The 20,580-nt window shown below is 68.2% G+C and carries 23 protein-coding genes and 2 pseudogenes; 9 read left to right on the plus strand and 16 right to left on the minus strand.

Annotated elements, in window-relative coordinates:
* Positions 1 to 17: 17 nt before the first annotated feature.
* From QF037_RS04095 to QF037_RS04105, 3 genes are all read left to right on the plus strand, one after another.
* Entirely contained in the window at positions 18 to 569 is a 552-nt protein-coding gene (locus tag QF037_RS04095; protein WP_307021882.1) for an NUDIX domain-containing protein, read from the plus strand.
* Positions 570 to 678: 109 nt separating this feature from the next.
* Positions 679 to 1,098, plus strand: a complete 420-nt coding sequence (locus QF037_RS04100; protein WP_307021884.1) for a VOC family protein — start codon at positions 679 to 681, stop codon at positions 1,096 to 1,098.
* A gap of 364 nt (positions 1,099 to 1,462) precedes the next feature.
* Positions 1,463 to 2,038 carry a dihydrofolate reductase family protein gene (locus QF037_RS04105; protein ID WP_307021886.1) on the plus strand — a complete coding sequence of 192 codons (576 nt, stop codon included), beginning with the start codon at positions 1,463 to 1,465 and terminating at the stop codon, positions 2,036 to 2,038.
* Here the strand turns inward: QF037_RS04105 and QF037_RS04110 are convergent.
* The 3 genes from QF037_RS04110 to QF037_RS04120 all read right to left on the minus strand — a co-directional run bounded on the left by QF037_RS04110 (position 2,020) and on the right by QF037_RS04120 (position 4,143).
* The gene (locus QF037_RS04110) at positions 2,020 to 2,730 is read right to left on the minus strand and encodes a helix-turn-helix domain-containing protein (RefSeq protein ID WP_307021888.1); all 711 of its coding nucleotides are present in this window, start codon (positions 2,728 to 2,730) and stop codon (positions 2,020 to 2,022) included. The two genes, QF037_RS04105 and QF037_RS04110, sit on opposite strands and share 19 nt — an antisense overlap.
* A gap of 300 nt (positions 2,731 to 3,030) precedes the next feature.
* On the minus strand, positions 3,031 to 3,468 hold the full coding sequence (locus QF037_RS04115) for a glutaredoxin domain-containing protein (protein ID WP_307021890.1): 438 nt from the start codon (positions 3,466 to 3,468) through the stop codon (positions 3,031 to 3,033).
* Positions 3,469 to 3,849: 381 nt separating this feature from the next.
* Positions 3,850 to 4,143, minus strand: a complete 294-nt coding sequence (locus QF037_RS04120; protein WP_307021891.1) for a hypothetical protein — start codon at positions 4,141 to 4,143, stop codon at positions 3,850 to 3,852.
* Between the two features lie 164 nt (positions 4,144 to 4,307).
* On the opposite strand from QF037_RS04120, the gene QF037_RS04125 reads away from it, so the two are divergent.
* Both QF037_RS04125 and QF037_RS04130 read left to right on the plus strand, forming a co-directional pair.
* Positions 4,308 to 4,616, plus strand: coding sequence for a DUF7677 family protein (locus QF037_RS04125; RefSeq protein ID WP_307021893.1), 309 nt, complete (start codon positions 4,308 to 4,310; stop codon positions 4,614 to 4,616).
* Positions 4,617 to 4,709: 93 nt separating this feature from the next.
* Entirely contained in the window at positions 4,710 to 5,732 is a 1,023-nt protein-coding gene (locus QF037_RS04130) for an LLM class flavin-dependent oxidoreductase (RefSeq protein ID WP_307021895.1), read from the plus strand.
* 392 nt (positions 5,733 to 6,124) lie between these two features.
* Here the strand turns inward: QF037_RS04130 and QF037_RS04135 are convergent, their stop codons facing one another.
* The 5 genes from QF037_RS04135 to QF037_RS04155 all read right to left on the minus strand — a co-directional run bounded on the left by QF037_RS04135 (position 6,125) and on the right by QF037_RS04155 (position 9,753).
* Entirely contained in the window at positions 6,125 to 6,280 is a 156-nt protein-coding gene (locus QF037_RS04135) for a hypothetical protein (RefSeq protein WP_307021896.1), read from the minus strand.
* Positions 6,281 to 6,546: 266 nt separating this feature from the next.
* Positions 6,547 to 7,134 (minus strand): TetR/AcrR family transcriptional regulator, encoded by a 588-nt coding sequence (locus tag QF037_RS04140; RefSeq protein ID WP_307021898.1) that lies wholly within the window; start codon positions 7,132 to 7,134, stop codon positions 6,547 to 6,549.
* A 415-nt stretch (positions 7,135 to 7,549) separates the two neighbouring features.
* The gene (locus QF037_RS04145; RefSeq protein ID WP_307021900.1) at positions 7,550 to 8,365 is read right to left on the minus strand and encodes an oxidoreductase; all 816 of its coding nucleotides are present in this window, start codon (positions 8,363 to 8,365) and stop codon (positions 7,550 to 7,552) included.
* A gap of 597 nt (positions 8,366 to 8,962) precedes the next feature.
* The gene (locus QF037_RS04150) at positions 8,963 to 9,361 is read right to left on the minus strand and encodes an MmcQ/YjbR family DNA-binding protein (protein ID WP_307021902.1); all 399 of its coding nucleotides are present in this window, start codon (positions 9,359 to 9,361) and stop codon (positions 8,963 to 8,965) included.
* Positions 9,358 to 9,753 (minus strand): MmcQ/YjbR family DNA-binding protein, encoded by a 396-nt coding sequence (locus QF037_RS04155; protein WP_307021904.1) that lies wholly within the window; start codon positions 9,751 to 9,753, stop codon positions 9,358 to 9,360. The genes QF037_RS04150 and QF037_RS04155 overlap by 4 nt, the downstream gene beginning before the upstream one ends.
* A gap of 234 nt (positions 9,754 to 9,987) precedes the next feature.
* On the opposite strand from QF037_RS04155, the gene QF037_RS04160 reads away from it, so the two are divergent.
* Complete coding sequence (locus tag QF037_RS04160; protein ID WP_307021907.1) at positions 9,988 to 10,818, plus strand: helix-turn-helix domain-containing protein; 831 nt, start codon at positions 9,988 to 9,990, stop codon at positions 10,816 to 10,818.
* Between the two features lie 124 nt (positions 10,819 to 10,942).
* Here QF037_RS04160 and QF037_RS04165 read toward each other — a convergent pair whose 3' ends face one another.
* The 5 genes from QF037_RS04165 to QF037_RS04185 all read right to left on the minus strand — a co-directional run bounded on the left by QF037_RS04165 (position 10,943) and on the right by QF037_RS04185 (position 15,752).
* A complete protein-coding gene (locus QF037_RS04165; RefSeq protein ID WP_307021909.1) occupies positions 10,943 to 11,374 on the minus strand; it encodes a YybH family protein in 432 nt (143 codons plus the stop codon).
* A gap of 84 nt (positions 11,375 to 11,458) precedes the next feature.
* The gene (locus QF037_RS04170; RefSeq protein ID WP_307036975.1) at positions 11,459 to 12,439 is read right to left on the minus strand and encodes an alcohol dehydrogenase catalytic domain-containing protein; all 981 of its coding nucleotides are present in this window, start codon (positions 12,437 to 12,439) and stop codon (positions 11,459 to 11,461) included.
* 375 nt (positions 12,440 to 12,814) lie between these two features.
* Entirely contained in the window at positions 12,815 to 13,723 is a 909-nt protein-coding gene (locus tag QF037_RS04175; RefSeq protein ID WP_307021910.1) for an SDR family oxidoreductase, read from the minus strand.
* A gap of 393 nt (positions 13,724 to 14,116) precedes the next feature.
* The gene (locus tag QF037_RS04180) at positions 14,117 to 14,959 is read right to left on the minus strand and encodes an alpha/beta fold hydrolase (protein ID WP_307021912.1); all 843 of its coding nucleotides are present in this window, start codon (positions 14,957 to 14,959) and stop codon (positions 14,117 to 14,119) included.
* A gap of 373 nt (positions 14,960 to 15,332) precedes the next feature.
* Positions 15,333 to 15,752: a hypothetical protein gene (locus QF037_RS04185; RefSeq protein ID WP_307021914.1), complete on the minus strand. Its 420-nt coding sequence runs from the start codon at positions 15,750 to 15,752 to the stop codon at positions 15,333 to 15,335.
* 276 nt (positions 15,753 to 16,028) lie between these two features.
* Between QF037_RS04185 and QF037_RS04190 the strand changes: the two are divergent.
* Positions 16,029 to 16,252, plus strand: a pseudogene (locus QF037_RS04190) (MmyB family transcriptional regulator); the annotation flags it as partial.
* Between the two features lie 168 nt (positions 16,253 to 16,420).
* Complete coding sequence (locus QF037_RS50880; RefSeq protein WP_373463661.1) at positions 16,421 to 17,086, plus strand: hypothetical protein; 666 nt, start codon at positions 16,421 to 16,423, stop codon at positions 17,084 to 17,086.
* A gap of 187 nt (positions 17,087 to 17,273) precedes the next feature.
* Here QF037_RS50880 and QF037_RS04195 read toward each other — a convergent pair.
* Positions 17,274 to 17,457: pseudogene (locus QF037_RS04195) on the minus strand (IS630 family transposase); the annotation flags it as partial.
* A gap of 27 nt (positions 17,458 to 17,484) precedes the next feature.
* Complete coding sequence (locus QF037_RS04200) at positions 17,485 to 17,856, minus strand: VOC family protein (protein ID WP_307021917.1); 372 nt, start codon at positions 17,854 to 17,856, stop codon at positions 17,485 to 17,487.
* Positions 17,857 to 18,159: 303 nt separating this feature from the next.
* On the opposite strand from QF037_RS04200, the gene QF037_RS04205 reads away from it, so the two are divergent.
* On the plus strand, positions 18,160 to 20,220 hold the full coding sequence (locus QF037_RS04205; protein ID WP_307021919.1) for a sensor histidine kinase: 2,061 nt from the start codon (positions 18,160 to 18,162) through the stop codon (positions 20,218 to 20,220).
* 78 nt (positions 20,221 to 20,298) lie between these two features.
* Here the strand turns inward: QF037_RS04205 and QF037_RS04210 are convergent, their stop codons facing one another.
* Entirely contained in the window at positions 20,299 to 20,574 is a 276-nt protein-coding gene (locus QF037_RS04210) for a hypothetical protein (protein WP_307021921.1), read from the minus strand.
* Positions 20,575 to 20,580: the final 6 nt, after the last annotated feature.

Genomic DNA, 20,580 nt, shown 5'->3' on the forward strand with positions numbered 1-20,580 from the left:
TTCGCCCGCCGGAGCCGATGGCCTGGCCCTCTGGGCATTTCGGTCGGGTGTCAGTGGTGTCTGGGACTGTGTACGTTGTGGATGAACTCGTGGAACATGTCGATGCTCAGGACCGGGTGCTGGGAGTGGTCAGCCGGACGGAGGCCGTCCGGGAGGGCTGGCTGCATCGGGTGGGCGTGGTGGTGTGCCGCGATGGGCAAGGTCGCTTTCTCGTCCATCGGCGTGCCGAGCAGCTGTCCCGTTTCCCAGGGCACTACGAGCTCGGTGTCGGGGGCGCTGCGGGAGTCGGCGAGTCCTATGAGCAGGCGGCTGCCCGCGAGCTCAGTGAGGAACTGGGGGTGCGGGCGACAGTGTGCCTTCGGTTCACGTTCCTCAACCGGGGTGGACTCAGCCCTCACTGGCTCGGGGTGTGCGATGCCGTCCTTCCAGAGATCGGCGCCCCCGATCCGGGAGAAGTGGCCTGGCATGGGTGGCTGACCGAGTCCGAGCTGCGGCGGGCTCTGCGGCAGTGGACTTGCACTCCCGATAGCCACGAGATTTTCGGTCGGTATCTTGCAAGTGGGCGGTGACCGTTTCGCGGTCGCCTGTCTGAAAGTCTGATGCAGCGTCAGGAAGTGTGCACGGCGGCCCTTTCGCCACTCCCCTCCCCTTCAGGGCCCCGAGTACAGTGGGCCGACCATGCCCGGGCTCTTCGGAATCAACCACCTGACACTGTCCACCACCGACCTCGACCGGCTCGTGGCGTACTACACGCAGCTGCTCGGCGCGGTGCTTGCCTTCGAACGCGCCGCGACCTCTTCTGATCCACGCATCGCGGTTCTCGATGTGGGCGGAGACGACCATCTCATGATCGTCGAGACCGCCACCGTCCCCGCGACCGGTCTCGACCCCCTCCAGAAGGCAGGATGGGGGCTGCGCGTGGGATCCTACGAGTGCCTGTGTGAGGTCCACGCGCACATCCTGGCTGCCGGGTGGCCGGTCGGGCCGATCGAGACACTGCCCACCCAGTGGACAATGACGGCCCGGGACCCCGACGGACGTCCCGTGGACATCCGGGCCCACCGCCCGCGCACCCCGTCACCACAGCCCACCGGCTGACCACACATCCCAGCAGCACCGCGCCTCTGGCACAGCGCCGGAGGCGCGTCCAACCCAGCGCATGCCCCCTGTTGGGGCAAGGTTCCCATCGGTCGCAGGGCTCGCCGGCCGGCCTCGCAGGCAGCCGACATGCGTTCGCGGAGCACGGATACGACCACGGTTTCTCGGAGCCCGTGCGCCAAGTCGGCCGCACCCCCGCTGCCGGCCGGACGGTCATCGCGTAGCGCCAAAGCGGCTGCACCGCCACAGGTCACACGGCGTCCCGGAGCCGTCACCCACTCGATGTCGTTTCCGTCCAAGACGCCCGTCCCCGCCGTGATCTAACCTCATCCCGGAAGCTCGGCCTGTGATGAGGAGACAGCAGATGCGTACCTTGGTCTACACCGGATTCATGTCGCTCGACGGCGTTCTGGACTCGCCCGGTGGGCCCCAGGAAGGGCACCGCAGTGGTGGCTGGGTGGTGAAGGATCTGGAGTTCGTCCCCGAGGCCTGGTCGCTGAAGGGCGAGGAGCTTTCCGACACGACGGCGCTGATGTTCGGCCGCCGCAGTTATGAGGCCTTCGCGTCGGTCTGGCCCGCCTCGGAGGACCACGCCTCCTACAAGGAGCTGCCCAAGTACGTGGTGTCGAGCACGCTGTCGGACGACGCTCTCGTCGATGGGTGGGGGCCGACGACGATCCTGCGCACGACGGAGGACATCCAGAAGCTCAAGGAGAGCGAGGGCGGCTCCATCTACATCCACGGAAGCGCGGAACTGGCGCGCCGACTGTCGGAGGCGGGCCTGATCGACCAGTACAACCTGCTCGTTTTCCCGGTCTTGCTCGGTGCCGGCAAGAGCCTGTTCCACCGGGCCGACCGTGACAAGCAGATGCTGTCGCTGCGGGAGTCGGAGAGCTACTCCAACGGGATCATGAAGCTGATCTACGACGTCAAGCGCTGATCCAGGTCGAGCGCGATCGCCCCGCCGATGCCGTCCCGCAGCTGTCCGACGGTGCGTCCTACGTAGGTGCGCAGCGCTCTGGCGAGGTGCGGCTCGTCGAAGTATTCGAGCTTGGCGACGACGTCGGCGGCCGTATCGCCGGCCGCCAGCAGCTCCGCCGCCGTCCGGGCCCGCTCGATCTGCCGGACGGCGCCCCGCGTCAGGCCGGTCGCGGCTCGGAAACGGCGTTCGACGGTCCGTCCCGACACGGCCGGCTCGTGGCCTCGCAGGACATCGGCGACGAGTGGGTCACGCACCACGATCCCGGACTTGACCAGTCGCTCCACCAAGGCCTCGGCGTCATCGGCGCCCGGGGTCTCCCAGCGCGCGCCGTCCAGCCGGAACGTCCGATGTGTGGTGTCGGGGAGCTCGACGCCGCCGTCTACCAGCTCCGGCGTGGGCAGGACCCGCAGCGAGGTGCCCACGGCGAAATCGATGCCGGTGAAGGCAGCGCCTTCCGGGACCGGTGCCGTGCTGGTCCGGGTCTCGGGGCCGGTGACGGCCGCGTAGGGCCGGCCGTCCTGCTCCCAGAACACCAGCCCCCAGCGCACCCCGGCAACGGATGCCATCGCCGTGACCTGCTCGCTGGTGCAGGTCCATACGCTGTCGACCCACGGCGAGTTGGACCGACGTATCTCGAAGGGCAGCTCCACGGGCGCAGAATACGCCGCGCGGGGCTGTGGGCACCGGTCGTCAGTGTTCGTGACAGGCCTCGCGGACACCTCCGTCGGAGGGACCAGCGGCGATCGCTCGCCTTCGCCGGCAAAACTCCGAGACCGTCAGCGTACGAGCGCGGCCCGGCCATGGCGAGGGCATCCATCCTGCCCTCGCGCGCCGCAGGGGGCGCACCGCTCGCTCGCCTCGCAGCGGATCCGTTCACGAACTGTCGCCGCTCGGCGGTCAACCCGGAGCTGTGCGCGTAAGCGCCTGCGGGCGCTGAAGTGGCTTTCTGATCACGCGGACGAGGCGAGTTGTTCGCGTACCCATGCGGGATCGGGGTTGGTGTGTGGCTGGCCCGCCACGACGACGGTCGGCACGGTCTCGTTGCCGTTGTTGGCCGCCCTCACCGCTGCGGCTCCTGCCGGGTCGCGCCAGATGTTGACCCAGTGCAACTGGCGGGCGCTGCGGCCCAGCCGGATACGCAGTCGCATGCAGTACGTGCAGCCTGGCCGCCAGAAGACGACCGGCCGGCCGTCGACCGCGCTGCGGCGTTGTGCCTCCCGCGCACCGATCGACCTCGGGAAGATCAGGGGCGAGTTGACACCGGCGAGCACGAGGAACGCCAGCAGGAGGGCTGAGACTGTGCCAGGGCTCCCCTCGGAGATCAGGTCAGTCGCGACGGCTGAGCCGCAGAGCACAAGCAGCATCGGCAGGATCCAAGCGCGCATCATGGTGACGCACGCTATCGATGAGTCGAAACGCTCCTCGCATCAGGGCGCTCACCTGGGTGTTCGACGGACGCTGAGGCGGCCTTCGTCTGATCATGTGCTCCGGCCGAGGACACACATGACCACGACGAAGGCCGTCCGCAGGCTGACGGCCGCCATGGCGCGCGGTGTCAGTGGTCCGCGCAGCAAGGGGTCGGTTCCGGTACCTCGAACGGGACGAGGGCTCCCCAGCCGTCGGCATGGCCGTCAGTACGAGCTCGCTGCCCGCCCATTGCGGGCGCATGTGGTCGCGCGTCACCAGCAACGTGCCGGGGGCGGGTGGGCCGTGGACGTCCAGTACCGTCACGCGGTCGATCGCGGAGCGCAAGAGCAGCTCCGTGACCGTCAGCGTGCCGGTGAGGGCGGCGGCCCCGGGGCAGAGCACCGCACGGCCACCGGGTCGGGCACACCGTCCTGCACCTCGTGGCCCCGGTCCGTGAGCCGCTCCTTGACGGTGCGCAGGAGCGGCTCGGACGGCACGGCGAGAGAGGGCGACGCGCGGGCGGTCTCCCCGCACCGGTGTGTGCAGCCGAACGCGCCTTCACTCAGGGCGAGTTCGGCGGCCAGTTCCTGGAGCAGGTGATCGGCCGCGCGCAGATCGCGGACCCCGGGGTCCACTGTGAGGGCGTACTGCGTCACGAGGGCAGGACCCAGCTCGGGTTGGAGTAGAACCACAGGTCGAGCCACGGGTCGGCGTCGCCCACGACGTCGATGCATAGGCCGGTTGACCGGTGCGTGCGCGATCGCAAAACAACCACGGAGGCCGACGATCACCCTGGGAAGGCTGGAGCTAGATTCTTCGCATGCCTTCGCATCTCAGCCACGGTGCTTCCGGAGCCCTCCGACGCTTTGCCGGGTGGCTCGCCCGGGGGTCGGTGGGCCACCCGATGCTGGAAGGGATCGAGTACTGGGAAGACTTGCGTGAGTCGCCCTCCCAGATGGAGATCTGCGTCGCCATCTTCGCCAACGTCCTCGAACTGGATGAGCGGGGAGAACCGGTCAACGAGAAGTACGCGGAGCGCCGGGCCGCAGCCTGGCTCTACCTGTACTGCACCGGCGAGCTGCCACCAGGGGAACCGGACATCGAACCGTGGGAATGCCACCTTCATTGACCGCAGCCCGGCGCGCGTCTCGCCTGGCTCGAGCTTCGCCCCCACCGTGATGGGTGCCGGGAATGAACGCCGACCTTGATTGTTGAAAGCGGTATGAAAAAGATCGGATTCCTGTCCTTCGGACACTGGACGCCATCGCCGCACTCGCAGACGCGCTCCGCGGCGGATGCGCTCCTCCAGGCGATCGACCTCGCAGTCGCCGCGGAGGAGCTGGGCGCCGACGGCGCGTACTTCCGGGTCCATCACTTCGCGCGGCAGTACGCCTCACCGTTCCCACTGCTCGCTGCCATCGGCGCGCGTACCAGCCGGATCGAGATCGGCACCGGCGTGATCGACATGCGCTACGAGAACCCGCTGTACATGGCCGAGGACGCGGGCGCCGCGGACCTCATCTCCGGTGGCCGGCTCCAGCTCGGCCTCAGCCGGGGATCCCCGGAGCAGGTCATCGACGGCTGGCGCCACTTCGGGCATGTGCCGTCCGAGGGGATGACCGACGCCGACATGGCACGCGCCCACACCGAGCGCCTCCTCGATGTACTCAACGGCGAGGGGTTCGCGCAGCCCAACCCCAACCCGATGTTCTCCAACCCGCCGGGGCTGCTGCGCATCGAGCCGCACTCCGAGGGCCTCAGGGACCGTATCTGGTGGGGATCGAGCTCGAACGCCACCGCGGCGTGGGCAGCCACACTCGGGATGAACCTGCAGAGCTCCACCCTCAAGGACGACGAGAGCGGCGAACCGCTGCACGTCCAGCAGCGCAAGCAGATCGAGGCCTACCACGACGCCTGGCAAAAGGCGGGTCACACCCGCCGACCGCGGGTCTCGGTCAGCCGCAGCATCTTCGCCCTGGTCGACGACCGCGACCGCGCCTACTTCGGCCGCGAGTCCAACTCGAAGGACCAGATCGGCTACATCGACGCCGACACCCGCGCCATCTTCGGCCGCTCCTACGCCGCCGAGCCCGACATGCTGGTCAAGCAGCTCGCCGAGGACGAAGCGGTCGCCGCCGCCGACACGCTGCTCCTGACCGTGCCCAACCAGCTCGGAGTCGCCTACAACGCCCACGTGATCGAGAGCATCCTCAGGCACGTCGCTCCCGCACTGGGCTGGCGCTGACCACAACGACAGGGCGCGCTACGGGACGGGGCGCCGGCCGGTGCCGTCGTACGGGCTCATGCACCACGCGCCCGAACGTCTCGTCCACCGGCCTGGTCGCCTGCCGTCCCCGAAGGACCTGAACGGGCGGCTCACGCAGACCACGGCGCGCGGTGCCGGGGACGGCCTGGGTATTGGTCCGGGGTTGCGTTTCGGCGCCCAGGCTCTCCCACTTGGCCACCTTGCGCAGGGCGACGCCGAGGTGTTCGGCGCAGGCTCGGGAGCTCATGCGCAGTGCGGCACGCAGCGGCAAGGAGAGTTGATGTTGAGGCGCTGTCACTGGTTTTGCGGTGCTTGCTTCACCAGTCACTTTCCAGCCCCCGGCGCCAGCTGATCGCGTTCGTGGAGCACGATCAGAGCGTGGCGAACCCCAGCACCAGCGGCACCACGGCAAGGAGCATGATGGCGCCCGGGGTGGCGCTCCCCTTCTTGTCGCCTCCGCGGAGGTGTGTGATCACGGCTCCCAGGAAGTACAGGACGACGGCGACGATGGCATAGGCGATGAACACGGAGAGCTCCGTAGGGAGAAGGGGGCCGTCGGTCGGTCCACAAATTCAGGCGGCAGGCGACGAGCCGCGGTCATGTGAACTGCCTCGTGTCGGGGCATTGTTGTGAGCAAGGGCGAGGTGATCCTGGTGATGCCAGCGCGGCCGCAGCCATTCGCACCGGGGGCGGGACTGATCCCGACCGGGATGGTCTTCACCGGAGTTCCGCTGGGCCGGGATCGTCGACTTCAGCATCCCCGACATGGAACACAAGTCACCGGCTGAAGCGATCAGTTGTGCCGCTCGGTGTCTATCAGTGCGAGGGCGTTGCGGATGCCTTGTTCGAGGAGTTGGTCGGCGAGTTGGCGGTCGGTCAGGGCGCGGGAGAGTTGGAGGGTTCCGGCCATCATGGCGAGGAGGCTGAGTGACGTCAGGCGTGCCGAGGGTGGATCCTGGGGGGCCAGGCGGGCGGCGAAGCCGTCGATGAGGACGAGGGCGCCGTGGGTGTAGGCCTGTCGGGTGGGGTCGGTGGCGCGGGCGATCTCGTCGAGGAGGGCGGCGTTGGGGCAGCCGTCCTCGATGGTGTCGCGCTGCTGGGGGGAGAAGTACCAGCGGATGATCTGTTCGAGGCCGGCACGGCCGGGTGCGGCCTGGGCGACGATGGTCGCGTGCTGGGCGCGCATCTGGTCGGCGATGGCGGTGGCGACGAGGTGGTCCTTGGAGTCGAAGTAGGCGTAGAAGGTGCCGCCGGTCAGGCCCGCGTCCTTCATGAGGGTGGCGACCCCGGAGCCGTCGATGCCGTCCCGTTTGAGTCGGCGGCCCGCCGTCGCGATGATCCGCTGCCGTGTCTCCTGCTTGTGTTCCTTCGCGTACCGCACTTGTGTGTTCCTCCGTCGCAGCCGGGACCTGCGCCCCGGCTGCCGCTGGCCAGGTCAGTGTGCCGCGCCGGCAAGGAGAGCGGGAACGTTGATCCTGGCGGTTTGCAGCTTCGGGTCATGGGGCTCGGGGACCCCACCGTCGGTGATGAGAGCTGGTCGCCGCGGACCGCGGTCGCGGAGGGTGAGGCGAGGCCGTCCGTGCTGGTCAGGGCCGCCTTGTGGGTGCCGTTGGGGTAGATGACCACGACCCGGTCCCGGCCGTTGGCGCAGCTTGGGCTTCCCTGTCGGTGGCCGCGGTGGCAATCGCTTTGGCGACGAGGGCGGGGCCCTCGCCGGCCTTCACCGCCTCCGCGATCACCTCGTGGATGACGCGCCGTCACTTTCGGACGGGGTTCGGGCAGGTGAGAGGTGAGGGTCAGTTCGGCATCCGGTTGAACCTGCGGACAATGCGGTCGAAGACCCGGGCCGGAAGGACGCGGTGGAACACGCTGATGCTCGCGGCCGTAGAGCCGGCGGTGCGCCGCAGCTTCGGGTTCCGGTCGGTGGCCGCCGCGACGATCACCTTGGCCACGGTGGCGGGATCGTCGCCGCCGCTGGTGTTCTTCGCCAGCACCTCGTCGAAGGTGCGCCGTCCCGACGCGTAGAGCGGCAATGGGGTGTCGCCCTGCACGCTGTGGTCCCCGAACGGGGTGTTGATCGGGCCGGGCTCGACGAGCAGGATCCGCACGCCGTGCTCGCGGACCTCGTGGTCCAGCGAGCCGGAGTAGCCCTCGACCGCGTGCTTGGTCGAGGTGTAGATGGCCATGAACGGGCTGGGGACGAACCCGCTGAGGGAGGAGACGTTGATGACGCGTCCGCGCCGTTGAGCGCGCATGTGCGGCAGGACCGCCTTGGTCATCCGCATGATGCCGTAGACGTTGACGTCGAAGACCTCCTGCGTCCGGGCGACGGAGAACTCCTCGGCCGCGCCGTTGGCGCCGACGCCGGCATTGTTGACCAGGACGTCGATGCGCCCGAACCGGTCGATCACCTGCTTGACCACGGAGGCGACCGATTCGTCGCTGGTCACGTCCAGGTCGAGGTAGGTCACCCCGGCGGGCGCGGTGACTCGCGCGGTGTTGCGAGCGGTTCCGATCACCTCGAAGCCCTTCGCGGCGAAGGCGCGGGCCGTCTCCTTGCCGATCCCCGATGAGGCACCTGTCACGAGTGCCACCGGCCGAGTTGTCGCCATCACTGTCTCCCCTGCTTTGAATTACGTTCGTATGTCTTACGTTCGTACGACCATAGAGTGGTCGTCGGTCAATGGCAAGTGGTCACGCCCAGCGATCAGAGAAAAATCTGAGGGAGAGGGGGCGAGCTATGCCGGAGCACCGGTCTCGGCCGGTGAACGGCGTGGGTGCACGGCGTGCCGACGTGTGGGGTGCTGCGCTTTGATGTTCCGTCCGTCGTCGAGGGCCCCAGGGACCTGCGCATGTCGGCGGGCACGGTCCGTACATGGCGGTGCGACGCGGCACAACGTGCTGACGCGACCGGCGCTCGGCAGGGCGGTGGCGCGCGGTCCCGGTTTCGGGTCCGTGGCCGCGGGGGCGATCACGGCGTCCGGCACAACGATCTGCGCCACTGTGCTGCCGACGCTCCCAACCCCGGACCGCCGTCGCTATGTCGTTCTCCTGCGGTGGACTTCCTTGAGGCCATCGGCGGAACTTCCGCGGCGCAGCCCCGGGCATCTCGGGCACGTCGCGCGCGCCACACCGCGACCACTGCTGAAGGCTTTGGCGTCACCCCAGCGGATGGAACTTCGGTCAGGACTCTGGTCGCACAGCCGGCCTCACCCGCTGTCGGTCGCAGCCTTGTCAAAAGCCGGCCCATGCGGGCGCTCGCCGTGTGGCAGACCGTCGACGACCAGGTCGTAGGACTGCTCGACCGCATCGTTGACCAGCTGCTTCGTGATGCCCCGCCCGGGCCCCAGCGAGACCCAGTGCCTCTTGTCGAGATAGCGGCCCGGGGTGATCGAGGCGTAGCCGCGTTCCAGTGCCCGCGCGTGCTCGGGCTCGCACTTGACCGTGATGATCTGTTCGTCCGGGTCATCGGTGACGATCAGGAACACCTTGCCCGCGACCTTGTACACGTCGAGTCCCGGGGTGAAGGGGCGGCCGTGGCTGACGTCGGGCAGGGCGAGGGCCGCCTGTCGGGCGGTGTCCTGGAGGCGGTCACCGGCCGCGCTCACCGGGCCATCCGTGCGCTGGTGCCGTAGGTGTGCGGGTCGACGGGCCGCTCGGCTTTGGGCAGGTGTGCGACGACGAGCAGGTAGGAGTCGGTGACGAGCTCCCTGACGAGCTTCTGGTCGACGCCCGTCCCGCCCTCCAGCGTGATCCAGTGCCTCTTGTTCATGTGGTAGCCGGGGGTGATTTGGCTGTACTGCTCCCGCAGGGCGTGGGCCTCGCCGGGGTCCGCCTTGAGGATCACGACGGAGCGCCCGGGCACCTCGGTCATCAGCATGAACACTTTGCCTCCCACCTTGAAAACCTCCCAGTCCGGGCCGAAGGGATGTTCCAGCTCGGTTCGGGGAAGCCCCTCCGCGCACTCGGCGGCGAACGTCTGCAGGGTCGTTCCGTTCATGAGTGTTTCCTTTCTCGGGCGGTGGCGGGCAGAGGCGTCGGCCATGGGCGCGGACGGCACCCTCCATCCTTTCCAGCGATACGGGCGAAACGGCGGGTAAACTGCGGACACGTGATGGTCAGTAAGCGACACTCCAGGCAGTCTGCCCGCGTCGGACGCAGCGGGCAGGCCGTTGAGGCAGCAGTTCCGCTGTACGGCTTCCAGCCCCCGGTCGGCACTCCGTACGGCCTTGAGGTGAGCACCGTCGAGGACTTCTTCGCCGAGCACGACGACTGGCCGTGGAACCCGCCCCGTCCGGGCCGTGCCACCTTCCACTACCTGATCCTCGTCACCGAGGGCGAGCTGCTCCACGACGTCGACCACGTCACGCGGACCGTCGCCTGCGGCCAGTGGCTGTGGGTCCGTCCCGGGCATGCGCAGTGCTGGCATCCGCCGGGTGCCGTACGCGGCTTGTTCATCCTGTTCGAGCCGGACGTGCTGACGTCCGATGCCGCCCGTCTGCTGGCCCCGCTCACCGCGCACGAGGCCCCTGCCGTACTGAGCCCGCACCCCGATGACGCGGCCTGGTTGCGGCAGACGGCGCTCCAACTCCTGGACGAACACCGTGCATTGGGGCGGCGCCGGCTCGATGTCCACCACGCCCTGCGGCGCAGTCTGCTCGAATCGCTGCTGCTGCGCCTTGCCAACTCCCCGGATGTCACCCTTACCGGCGCGGCTGCGGACGGCACGGGCCGCCGCGACACTTACGCACGGTTCGTGGACGCCCTGGAGCTGCACTTCCGGGAGCTTCACCGGGCTGCGGACTATGCCGAGTTGCTCGGATGTTCGGTTCGTACCCTCAGCCGCGCGGCCCGGGACGCCGTCGGCAAGGGGGTGCGTGAGGTCATCGACGAGCGGCGGCTGCTCGAAGCGCGGCGTCTGCTGGGAGGTGCCGGTTGGGACGCCCGGGCTGTGGCCGTGCATCTCGGGTTCACCGATCCCGCGAACTTCGGTCGCTTCTTCCGTGGCCATACCGGTCTCACCCCGGCCGCCTTCGCGGCCGGCGAAGGCGGGATCGGCATGTGAGGCGGGCGCGGCACAAGCTTGCGCTTCCGGGGCCAGGCGATGCTCGGGCTGCCGAGGACGAGCGAGAACTTGCCCGAGCCGCAGACGCCGGCGGTCGCAGCGAGCTTGCCCGGGGGTTTCCCGGTCAGGACGCGATCGCGTCTGTCGCGGTCTGTGCGAACGCCCAGTTGGAGTGCACGATGCGCCACTCGCCGTCGATCAGCCGGTACGCCTCGGTGGCGTTCCAGGCGCGCAGCTGCCGCTCGTTGCCGTTGTCGTCGAGGACGTAGGTGTCCAGGTTGTAGGCCAGGACCGCGAAGTCACCGCCGTCGCTGACGTGCACAACCGGGTTCAGGTACTCGTTGCGCACGATGTGCGGGTTGGAGTAGATCGCCTCGATGTGGGCGATGGTCGCGTCACGGCCGACGATCAGGTCCTTTTCGATCGGGTCGAAGTAGCTGATGTCCTCGGCGTAGTTGTCGAGGTAGCCGCGGTTGTCGCCGACGCTCCACCGCTCGTTGAAGGACTTCTCCAGTTCCAGGATGGTCTTGCTGATTTCTTCCTTGTTGACGCCCATGACGGTTCCCTTTCGTGCGTGCCGCGGTCGGCCGACTCCGACCGGCGGCGGAGGGGTGTGGTTCTCAGTGGGTGGGTGTGTTTCTCAGTCGCCGAGCAGCACCACGTGCTTGCCCGGCGTCGTGCCGGCCTCGACGTCGGCCTGGGCATCGCGAACCTGCTCCAGGCCGTGGTAGACCTTCGCGACCGGGGTCTTGAGCCGTCCGGCGGCGATGTCTTGCAGGTGCTGCTGGAACACCTGCGGGGGCAGGTCGGCGGCCCCGCCCGCGTAGCTGGTCAGCCGCACCCCGCTGGGGATCATGAACGGGGTGAAGTCGGGGATCGTCCACTGGCCTGCCAGGGCTCCGGTGAAGCAGACGGTGCCGTGGCGGCGGACGGTGCGGAAGGTGTCGGCGAGAACCGAGCAGCCCACCAGTTCCAGTGCGGCGTCGACGCCGTCCGGCATCAGCTCCCGCACCTGGTCGGCGATGGTGCCGTTGTCGACCAGCGGATGGTCGACGCCGATGGCCCGCAGTTCCCCGGCCCGGTCCGGGCTGCGGGTGGTGGACAGCACGGTGGCTCCGAGGTCCTTCGCGATCGTGGCCGCGCTCAGTCCGACCGTGGAGGTGCCGCCGCGGATCAGCAGCGTCTGCCCCGCCTGCAGACCGAGGCCCGCGGCGAGGGAGCCGTAGGCGGTCTGGAACATCTCCGGCAGCGCGCCGACCACTTCCCACGGGAGGCCCGTCTCGAACGGGATGACCTGCCTCGCGGGGACGGTCACGTACTGCGCGTACGCGCCGTCGAAGGACCGGCCCATGCCGCCCATCATCGTCGCCACCTGCTGCCCCGGCCGCAGCCCGCTGCCCTCGTCGGCCTGATCGACCACACCGACGCCCTCGATGCCGGGGATCCTCGGATAGGTGACCTCCGCGTCCGACTCACCCTTTCGGGTGGTGACCTCGGACTCGTTGACGCCGAACGCCTTCACCTTGATGCGCACCCATCCGGGCTGCGGCTCGGGCATCGGCACCGTGGTGATCTGAAGGGCATCCAGGCCGCCGGGCCGAGTGACGACGACCGCTCGCATCGTCGCGGAGACGGCGCCCGCAGACGCTGCACGCTTGTCCATGCCAGTTCCTTACCTATCGAGTACGACCCGCAGGGTCGCCATCGCCACGTTGCGGCCCGCCCGCGGGCGGTCGCCGCAGCACCTCTTCGATCTTCTGTCGACATTCGGCGAATCGCTCAGTCAGTTGCGGACATCTGAACGTCAATGGAAGACACCCAGTGAAGTCGGCTCCGCAGGGCTTCGGGCCCCTCATACCGGCTGGGGAAGCCCGCGAACCGCCCCGTCAACCGTTCGACTCGGCCGGAACGGTTGACGGGGCGGTTCGCGATCAGGAGGGACAGGCTCAAGGCGTCCCGGTCAGGCCGCCGGGCGGAGAGGGATGGGACGGGCCTTTCACCGGTGCCGTGTCGTGACCAGCTCGTCGGTGTACCGGGCGAGGGCGTCCTCGGCCGTGGGGACGGGACCGAACAGCTGCTCCTGGCGGCGGGGATCGGCGACGTAGCGGCCCGTGTCGAACCAGGCGAACATCGCGGCCATGTCCTTGACCAGCGGCATGAAGCGGCCTGCGACGGCTCCTGCGGCGCGGGCGACGACGGAGGGGACGGCCCACACCTTGATCTTCTTTCCGGCCCGGTCGCCCATGAGGTCGGCCATCTCGCGCATGCTGACCGGACGGTCCCAGCCGATGTCGATGCGCTCACCGTTGTCCGCCTCGGCATCGACGGCGGCCGCCAGATAGGCCGCGAGGTCGGAGGTGTGGACGAAGGTCAGCGGGACGCTGCTCTTGCCGATCCACGTCAGGCGGCCCTTGTCGATGGGGTCGCCCGCCATGGTCGCGATCTGGTCGAGGAAGGCCCCCGGGCGCAGTGCGACGAACGGGACGCCGAGCTGTTCGAGCTTGTCCTCGGCGATCTTCTTGTGCCAGAAGTGCGGGACCTGGGGCGTCTGGTCGCTGGTGAGGATGCTGGTCAGAACGAACCGCCGGATACCGGCGCGGTGGGCGGCCTCGGCGAGGTTGGCGTTGCCGACGGTGTCGATGTCGTGCGCGTTCTTGCCGCCGCGGGTGTAGCCGGCGGCGGTGGTGATCACGGCGTCGGCGCCGTTCATGGCGGCGACGAGCGAGTCGAGGTCGAGCATGTCGCCGCGGGCGATCTCGACACCCCGGCTATCGAGCCTGCTCGCGTCGGTGGTCGGCCGGACGAGGGCGCGGACGTTCTTGCCGCGCTTGAGCAGTTCGTCGACGACCTTGCCGCCGAGGGAGCCGGTCGCGCCGACGACGAGGACGGGGAGGGTAGTGGCCATGGAGGTCTCACTTTCCATCAGGTCAGTGGTGGGGGGATGGGAGGCGGGTCAGTGGCGGCCGCCGACATGAGCGCCGTCGGCCTGTAGGAGCTTGTGGAGTCCACGGTGATCCGGACGCGGATGCTGCGGCCGCCCTCGATGTGCAGCTTGGCCGGCGACGGGGACGGGGACGGGCTCGCTTGGCCCGGCAGCCCCGGAGCCCGGCTCCGTTCGGCACGGGCCTTCGCGCAGCTGAGTGCGCTGCAGCGCTGTAGGTGATACGGATGAAGGACTCCGGCTGCTGCGCCGGCAGGTCCCGCGCGGAGGCCATCTCCGCATTTGAGCCCATACCGACCTGCGTACGTGATGCCAGCTCCGGGAGCTTGCGACGCAAGCCGTTCGCTCTATGGGGAGTCAGCCGAAGAACTTTTCCAGTTCGGCCACCAGTGCCTCCGGCTGCTCCTCCGCGACGAAGTGGCCGCTGTCCTCGATGCCGCTGTAGCGGATGTCGTTGGCCTTGCCTTCCATCATCGGCCGCATGAAGTCGGCGCCCTGATTGGCAATAGCCAAGACGGGCATCTCCAGCGGGGGATACGAGTCGTTGTCGACCACATCCTGGTGGAAGGTCTGGAATACGCCGAACCCCGCACTCAGCGCCTCGGGCGTGTCGTACGCCTGCGCGTAGATGGCCCGGCTCTCCTCGCCGATCCGTTCCGGGTGGAGCGCGAGGTGCTCGGCCGACCAGTCGATCACGTGCCGAAACCGGCCCGCGAGAAGCTTGGCGGGCAGCCCCTCGACCTGGCTCAACGGGTATATCCACAGGTTCAGATCACCGGGCCCGGGGAACGGCTTGGCGAAGTCCTGGAACATCTGCGAAAAGGGTGCGCCTTCCCACAGTGCGAGCTTCTTGGTGGCCTGCGGATAGTTGGCGGCGAAGCTGTAGGCGACCATCGCACCGATGTCGGCACCAGCGATGTTCACCTGCTCGTAGCCCAGGCCGCGGACCAGTTCGTAGACGTCCTTTGCCATGTTCTTCTTGTCGTAGCCGCCCTCGGGCTTGTCCGAGTCTCCCTGACCTCGGTAGTCCACGGCGATGACGCGGAAGTGTTCGGCCAAGGGGGTCATGATCTTGTGGAGGCCGTGCCAGGTTCGCGGAAACCCGTCCATGAGGACCAGCGGCTCGCCTTCGCCGCCGATGACGTAGTGGAGCCGGGTGCCGTTCACATCGGCATAACGGTCTTCGAATCCTTCAAACATGTGTGGCTCCTACTCGGGGCTCGGACTGATCACTTCTGCGGTGGGAGCTCCCGCTGTGCGGGGCGGCGCATGCGGGATGGGCGCCGCCGAGATCCGAGATCCAACCGTTGATGCGTCAACACCCCTCCCGCCGGTTCAAGACTTGACGCACGAGAGGCAGGGCTTGGTCAGGTTCGGATTTCGCGGCGATGTGTTCGAGCCGCTCGCGAGGGCGGATCAGCGTCGACGGGGTGGGGGCGCGCCTACGGCGCCTACCGTCGGATGGGCAGTGGGGAACTACGCGACGACGTCCGCGAAGTCGTCAACGGCCTCGGCCTGCCTCATCCCCCGCCCCGCGCCCAGCGGCCTGCGCCCAGCTCCGTGAGATGCCTTGTCAGGACCTCTTGAGCCAGCGTTGCAGCGCCTCGGGCACGTTCGTCGGATGTGAGCTGAAGCTCAACCGTATGTTGGGCTGGAGGTCGATGAGCACGTTGACGATCCGTTCGAACAGAACGGTGTATTCGGGAACATTCTTGATGCCGCCACCGATGAGCACCACGCCGAACGCATGCCCGTCGAACAGTCGGCGCAGCTCGGCCTCAGCCTCGTCGGGGTCCAGGCTGACATAACCTTCCTCGGCGTCGACTCCGGTGGCCTGGATCGCAGCCCAGGTGCGCTTCCTCAAGGCGACCAGCTCCTCGAGCGTCGCCACCCCCGGCGGGAAATCGTCCGGCGAAAGCGCGGCAGGGGTGATGCCGAGGATCAGCACGCGCTGATTGATCGGAGGCTTCACTTGAGAGTTCTTGTGGGACATGGGGTCGTTCCTCCAAGGCAGTACGGCCCCCTCTGAGGGCGCACCATGGAGGTCTCCTCAGTTCTGTGGGGGAAGTCAAGATAAAGTGTGGCTGGCCACATGACTAACGTAGCAGCAATCGTGTGGCTAGCCAAGTATTGATGGGTGCGGGAGCCCTTCGCAGCTCGCGCGCGCACGCCCAGGACCGAGTGGCCTTGTTGTGGTCGATGGTGGTGGTGGGCTTCCGACGTCTGCGAGGCACGGCTCGTGGAGGCAGGGTGGTGAGCGTGGGGGCGCAGAGAGCCGCACGACAAGATCTCCACGACCTGGTGGGCGAGCTGTCCACGCGCAGCGACGCCTTCCGCACCCGCTGGGGCTCCCACAACGTCCGCCGTCACGGCACCGGCGTCAAGCGCTTCCATCACGCAATCGTCGGCGAGCTCACCCTGGCCTGGCACGGCTCGGCCGTGGACGACGAACCCGGTCTCACCCTCCTCATCCACACCGCCGAACCCGGCGCCCGGAAGAGGTCTTGGGGGCAGCCGGTCTCGCTTATTGCGCGGGTCTGGTCACCGGTTCGCAACGGACGGCGTCAGGGTGATCGAAAGCGCCACGGTGTGGCTGAATATGGTCTCTCCAGCTCACGCGGCTACGCAGGCAGCCGCTGCCACCACCATGGGGGACACATCATGATGATCACGCATCGCCGCAGACGGATCGCGTTCCGGACGCTCGCCCTGAGTGCATGGGCAGTTGGCGTCCTGGCGCTCGCCGCCTGCTCCCCCACGTCCTCGGATGCGGAGGGTACGGCGGCGGCCGCCACTCCCTCACCGGCCAAGGGGGAGAACAGCACCGGGGCGACCTCGTCCGCCACAGCGCTGCCCGCCGGGAAGGTCTCGTCGTCGCCCGACGGCAAGGTGCCCTCTCCCTCGGCATCCGCGGCATCACCGACGGCATCGGCCGTGGGCTCGCCGATTGCTGCCGGGACCGGTGGCGAAGACGACGGCTGCGACCACAAGATGCCCATCTCGCCCGACGAGATCGCCGTCTACCGCTACACGCCCGAGGGCGGGTCCTTGAGCCTGATCATCCGGCACGGCAACTGGGGCTGCGGCACACCGGATTCCGACGGCGCGCCGTTCGAGACAGTCGGCAAGGAAACCTATCTGCCCCTGGATCAGGCGGCGTACATCACCGTCACCAACCCCATCGTGGCGAGCACCGAGAACCAGCCCATCGGTGTCCAGGAGTTCCTGGACTGGCTGGAAGCACACCCCGACAGCGGCCTGGTTTTCGAGTACCACCTCGGCGCGGACGGCGCCATCGACCACCTTGAGCAGATCTTCACCCCCTGACGCGGACGGTCTCCTACCCGCACACCCGCCGCCGGGGCCGAAGAGACACTCTCCCGCTGCGGTACGGCACAGGGCCCTCGGTGCGCTGCCGGCGGCAGGTCCTCGCCCGAACAGCGGAGACGGCGCGTGGCTTCCGATCCGTATCGCTCCAGCAGTCCCGCCAGGCCACCGCGGTACGGGACTTCCAGTGGATCACGTCCCGGACCCGGTCGTCGCTGGAACGACACCTCGGCGATCTTCGCCACGGGCATGCCCTGCGCGGACAGCAGGACCATTTGGGGCCGCAGCCAGGTCACCACCGACCCGGTGCCCCGGTGGATGATCCGAAGCAGCCGTCTGCCTTCGTCATCGTCGATCTCACGCACTCGCACTCGCTCCCCACCTGAGCCCCGTGTCCGTCAGCCGTGACTGGTGTCGATGACGCAGAAGCGGTTGCCCTCCGGATCGGCGAGCACGACAAAGTCGGCGTCGTCCGGATAGAAGTCCCAGTCGACGCGTTCAGCGCCCAGGGAGATCAGTCGTGCCACTTCGGCTTCCTGATCGGCGGCGTCGCCTGCATAAAGGTCGAGGTGGACTCTCGGGTGTTCCTGCACGGGCGTCGTACTGAGGTCGAGAGCCAGTGCGGCGCCGGAGCCGTCGGCCGGCACCAGTACCACCCAGTCATCCTTCACCTCACCATCGCGAGGGACGTAGCCCAGTGCCCGACTCCAGAACTCCGCGGCCCGCCGTACATCGGTGGCCCCCATCACGATCGTTCCGATGCTCAGCATCCGCCGATTCTCGCAGACCCCCAGGCAGACCCAGGGCGTGAGTCGCGTCCCCAACTACGAGGCGAACGTTGCCTGATACGGCACCGACTGTCATTTGAAAGCTCAACTGTGTACCGCTTCAGTGAAATCCGGGTCAGCAGCGGAAGCAGAGTGCTACACATCGGAACGATCCGATCTGAACAACGCACTGTGACCGTCTCGTTGTGGAGAGTGTCGAACGCGAGGCGGATCCGAGCCGATAGGACGACCGTGTCGCACACCCCCACTGCCACGGGCCGAAGATTCCATGCCCGCAACTTGCGTGTGGCCCAAAAGCTTCAGGCCATCCTGCTGATCCCTGTGCTCGTCGCCCTCGTCCTCGGCGGCGTGCGCGTCAAACGCTCCGTCGACACCTGGCAGACGGCCAAGGACGCGGTCCGTGTGGCGGAACTGGTCCAGGCGGCGAACACCTACGCCAGCGACGCCATCAACGAACGCGATGTCTCCGTCATCCCGTTGGTGAAAGGCGAGCGCGACTCGGACACCGTCGCCAAGGCCCGGCAGATCACCGACCAGGACGCAAAGAGGTTCGACGAGGCGGTCGCCCGCATGCCGAGAACCGCCAGCCTCGAGCGCCGGGTCCAACTCGTCCGCGCGGGCGAGAAGCGCCTCGCCGCGGTACGCGCCAACGCCTTCACCGCCAACCTGACCGGCGTGCAGACCGAGGAGAGCTACCACGCCGTCCAGCACCCGCTGATGGAAATCTCCAACGAACTGGGCTTCGGCATCAGCAGCCAGGCCACCTTCGGCCGCACCCTGTACGCCATCTCACTCACCCAGGCGGCCGAGTCACTGATCCGCGCCATCGGCACGCACCTCCTCGTCGAGGACCGCAGCAAGCTCGCCCCGGGTGAACTCCAGTCCCAGCTCGCCTCGTTCAGCTCCTACGTCTACCTCGAGCAGGTCGCGCTGCAGGAGTACGCCGGCTTCGCCGGCACCGACGACGTGGCCCGGTTGCGCAAGGCGCTCGCGAACGCGGAGGTGAAGGGGCGGCAGCAGATCGCAGAGGCCCGGACGCAGGCCGAGGCCGCCGGGCGAACCTTCGTCCCCCCGCCACGTCTGGACACCATGACCAGCGCCATCGCCTCCGGCGCGACCGCCACACAACTCACCGAACGCGGCATCACGCCCGCGACGTTCTTCGCCGCCTCCACCCTCAGCTTCGACGCCTACCGCAGCGTCGAGGTGTACCTCACCGGCACCGCGCTGTCCGAAGCCCACGACATCGCCGACGACGCCCGCAACGACGCCATCGTCAACGCAGCGCTCGTGCTCACCTCCATCCTCGTCGCCTTCCTCCTCGCGAACTGGGTGGCCCGCACGATGAGCACCAGCATGCGCCGCCTCAGCACCTCCGCCCACGCCATCGCCGCACAGCGGCTGCCGGCCCGGCTGACCCAGCTCACCCGCACCATCCCGGGCCGAGTCGACTCCGACGTCGAACCCATCCCTATCACCACCACGGACGAGATCGGCGAAGTCGCCCGCGCCTTCGACCACGTCCACCGCGAAGCCGTCCGGCTCGCCGCTCAACAGGCCCTGCTGCGCGCCAACATCAACACCATCCTCGGCAACCTGGCGCGCCGCAGCCAGCCCCTCATCGAGCGCCAGCTCGCCATGATCTCCGACCTGGAGGGCAGAGAAGCCGACCCCGACCAGCTGGAGTACCTCTTCCACCTCGACCACCTCGCCACACGGGTGCGCCGCAACGGCGAAAACCTCCTGGTGCTCAGCGGCGAGAACCCCGCCCAGCAGTGGGACCAGCCCATGCCTCTCGTCGACGTCGTCCGCGCCGCGGTCTCGGAAGTGGAGCAGTACGAGCGCATCCAGCTCTCCGGCATCCCGGAAGCCCAGATCGACGGCCGCGCCATCAACGACCTGGTCCACCTGCTCGCCGAACTCCTGGAGAACGCCGCGGCCTTCTCCTCCCCGCACGTCCCGGTCCACATCACCGCCGCACGGCTGCCCGACGGCCGGACCATCCTCGAGATACACGACCAGGGAATAGGCCTGCCCCACGACGAACTCGCGGACATCAACCGCATCCTCGCCGACCCGCCCACCGTCGACGCCGCGCTCTCCCAGCGCATGGGCCTTTTCGTGGTGGGCCGACTGGCCGACCGACACGGCATCCGCGTTCAGCTACGCCCCTCCCACGAGCAACAGGGGACCACTGCGCTGGTGATGCTGCCCCGAACGATCACCCATCGACCGGCGAAGGAGGAGCCCGACGCCGACACCATGGCCCTGGTCGCATTCGTGGACAGTTCCTTCACCAAGAACGCCCCGCACACCAACGAAACGTGGGACAACCGGCCGTCCTGACGCAGGATGTCCGGTCAAGAAGCCCGAGCGGCGCGGCCGGAACGGTGCCGTGCGCTCGAAACAGCCGCCGCCGACGGACTACGTCAGGACGAGAGGCACGGTGATGGTGAGGTGTTCGTCGGTGGTCGGCCGCGCGGTGGCAAGAGCGTTCATTCGAGCTGCGAGGTGGCCGATCACGCGGCTGGTCAGCTCCTCGTCCCACTGCGCTGTGCCTTCCGGCGGCAGGAACATCTCCTTCTCGGCGGGTGGGTTGTCACCGAAATAGCGCGCGGTGTCCATGTTGACGACCCAACAGGCCAGTGCGATCTTCACCTGCCCGGGTGCCGCCCACTGCGCCCGAACGTGGGCGCACATGCTGAA

This window comes from Streptomyces canus (genome assembly GCF_030815415.1).
Lineage (GTDB): Bacteria > Actinomycetota > Actinomycetes > Streptomycetales > Streptomycetaceae > Streptomyces > Streptomyces canus_F.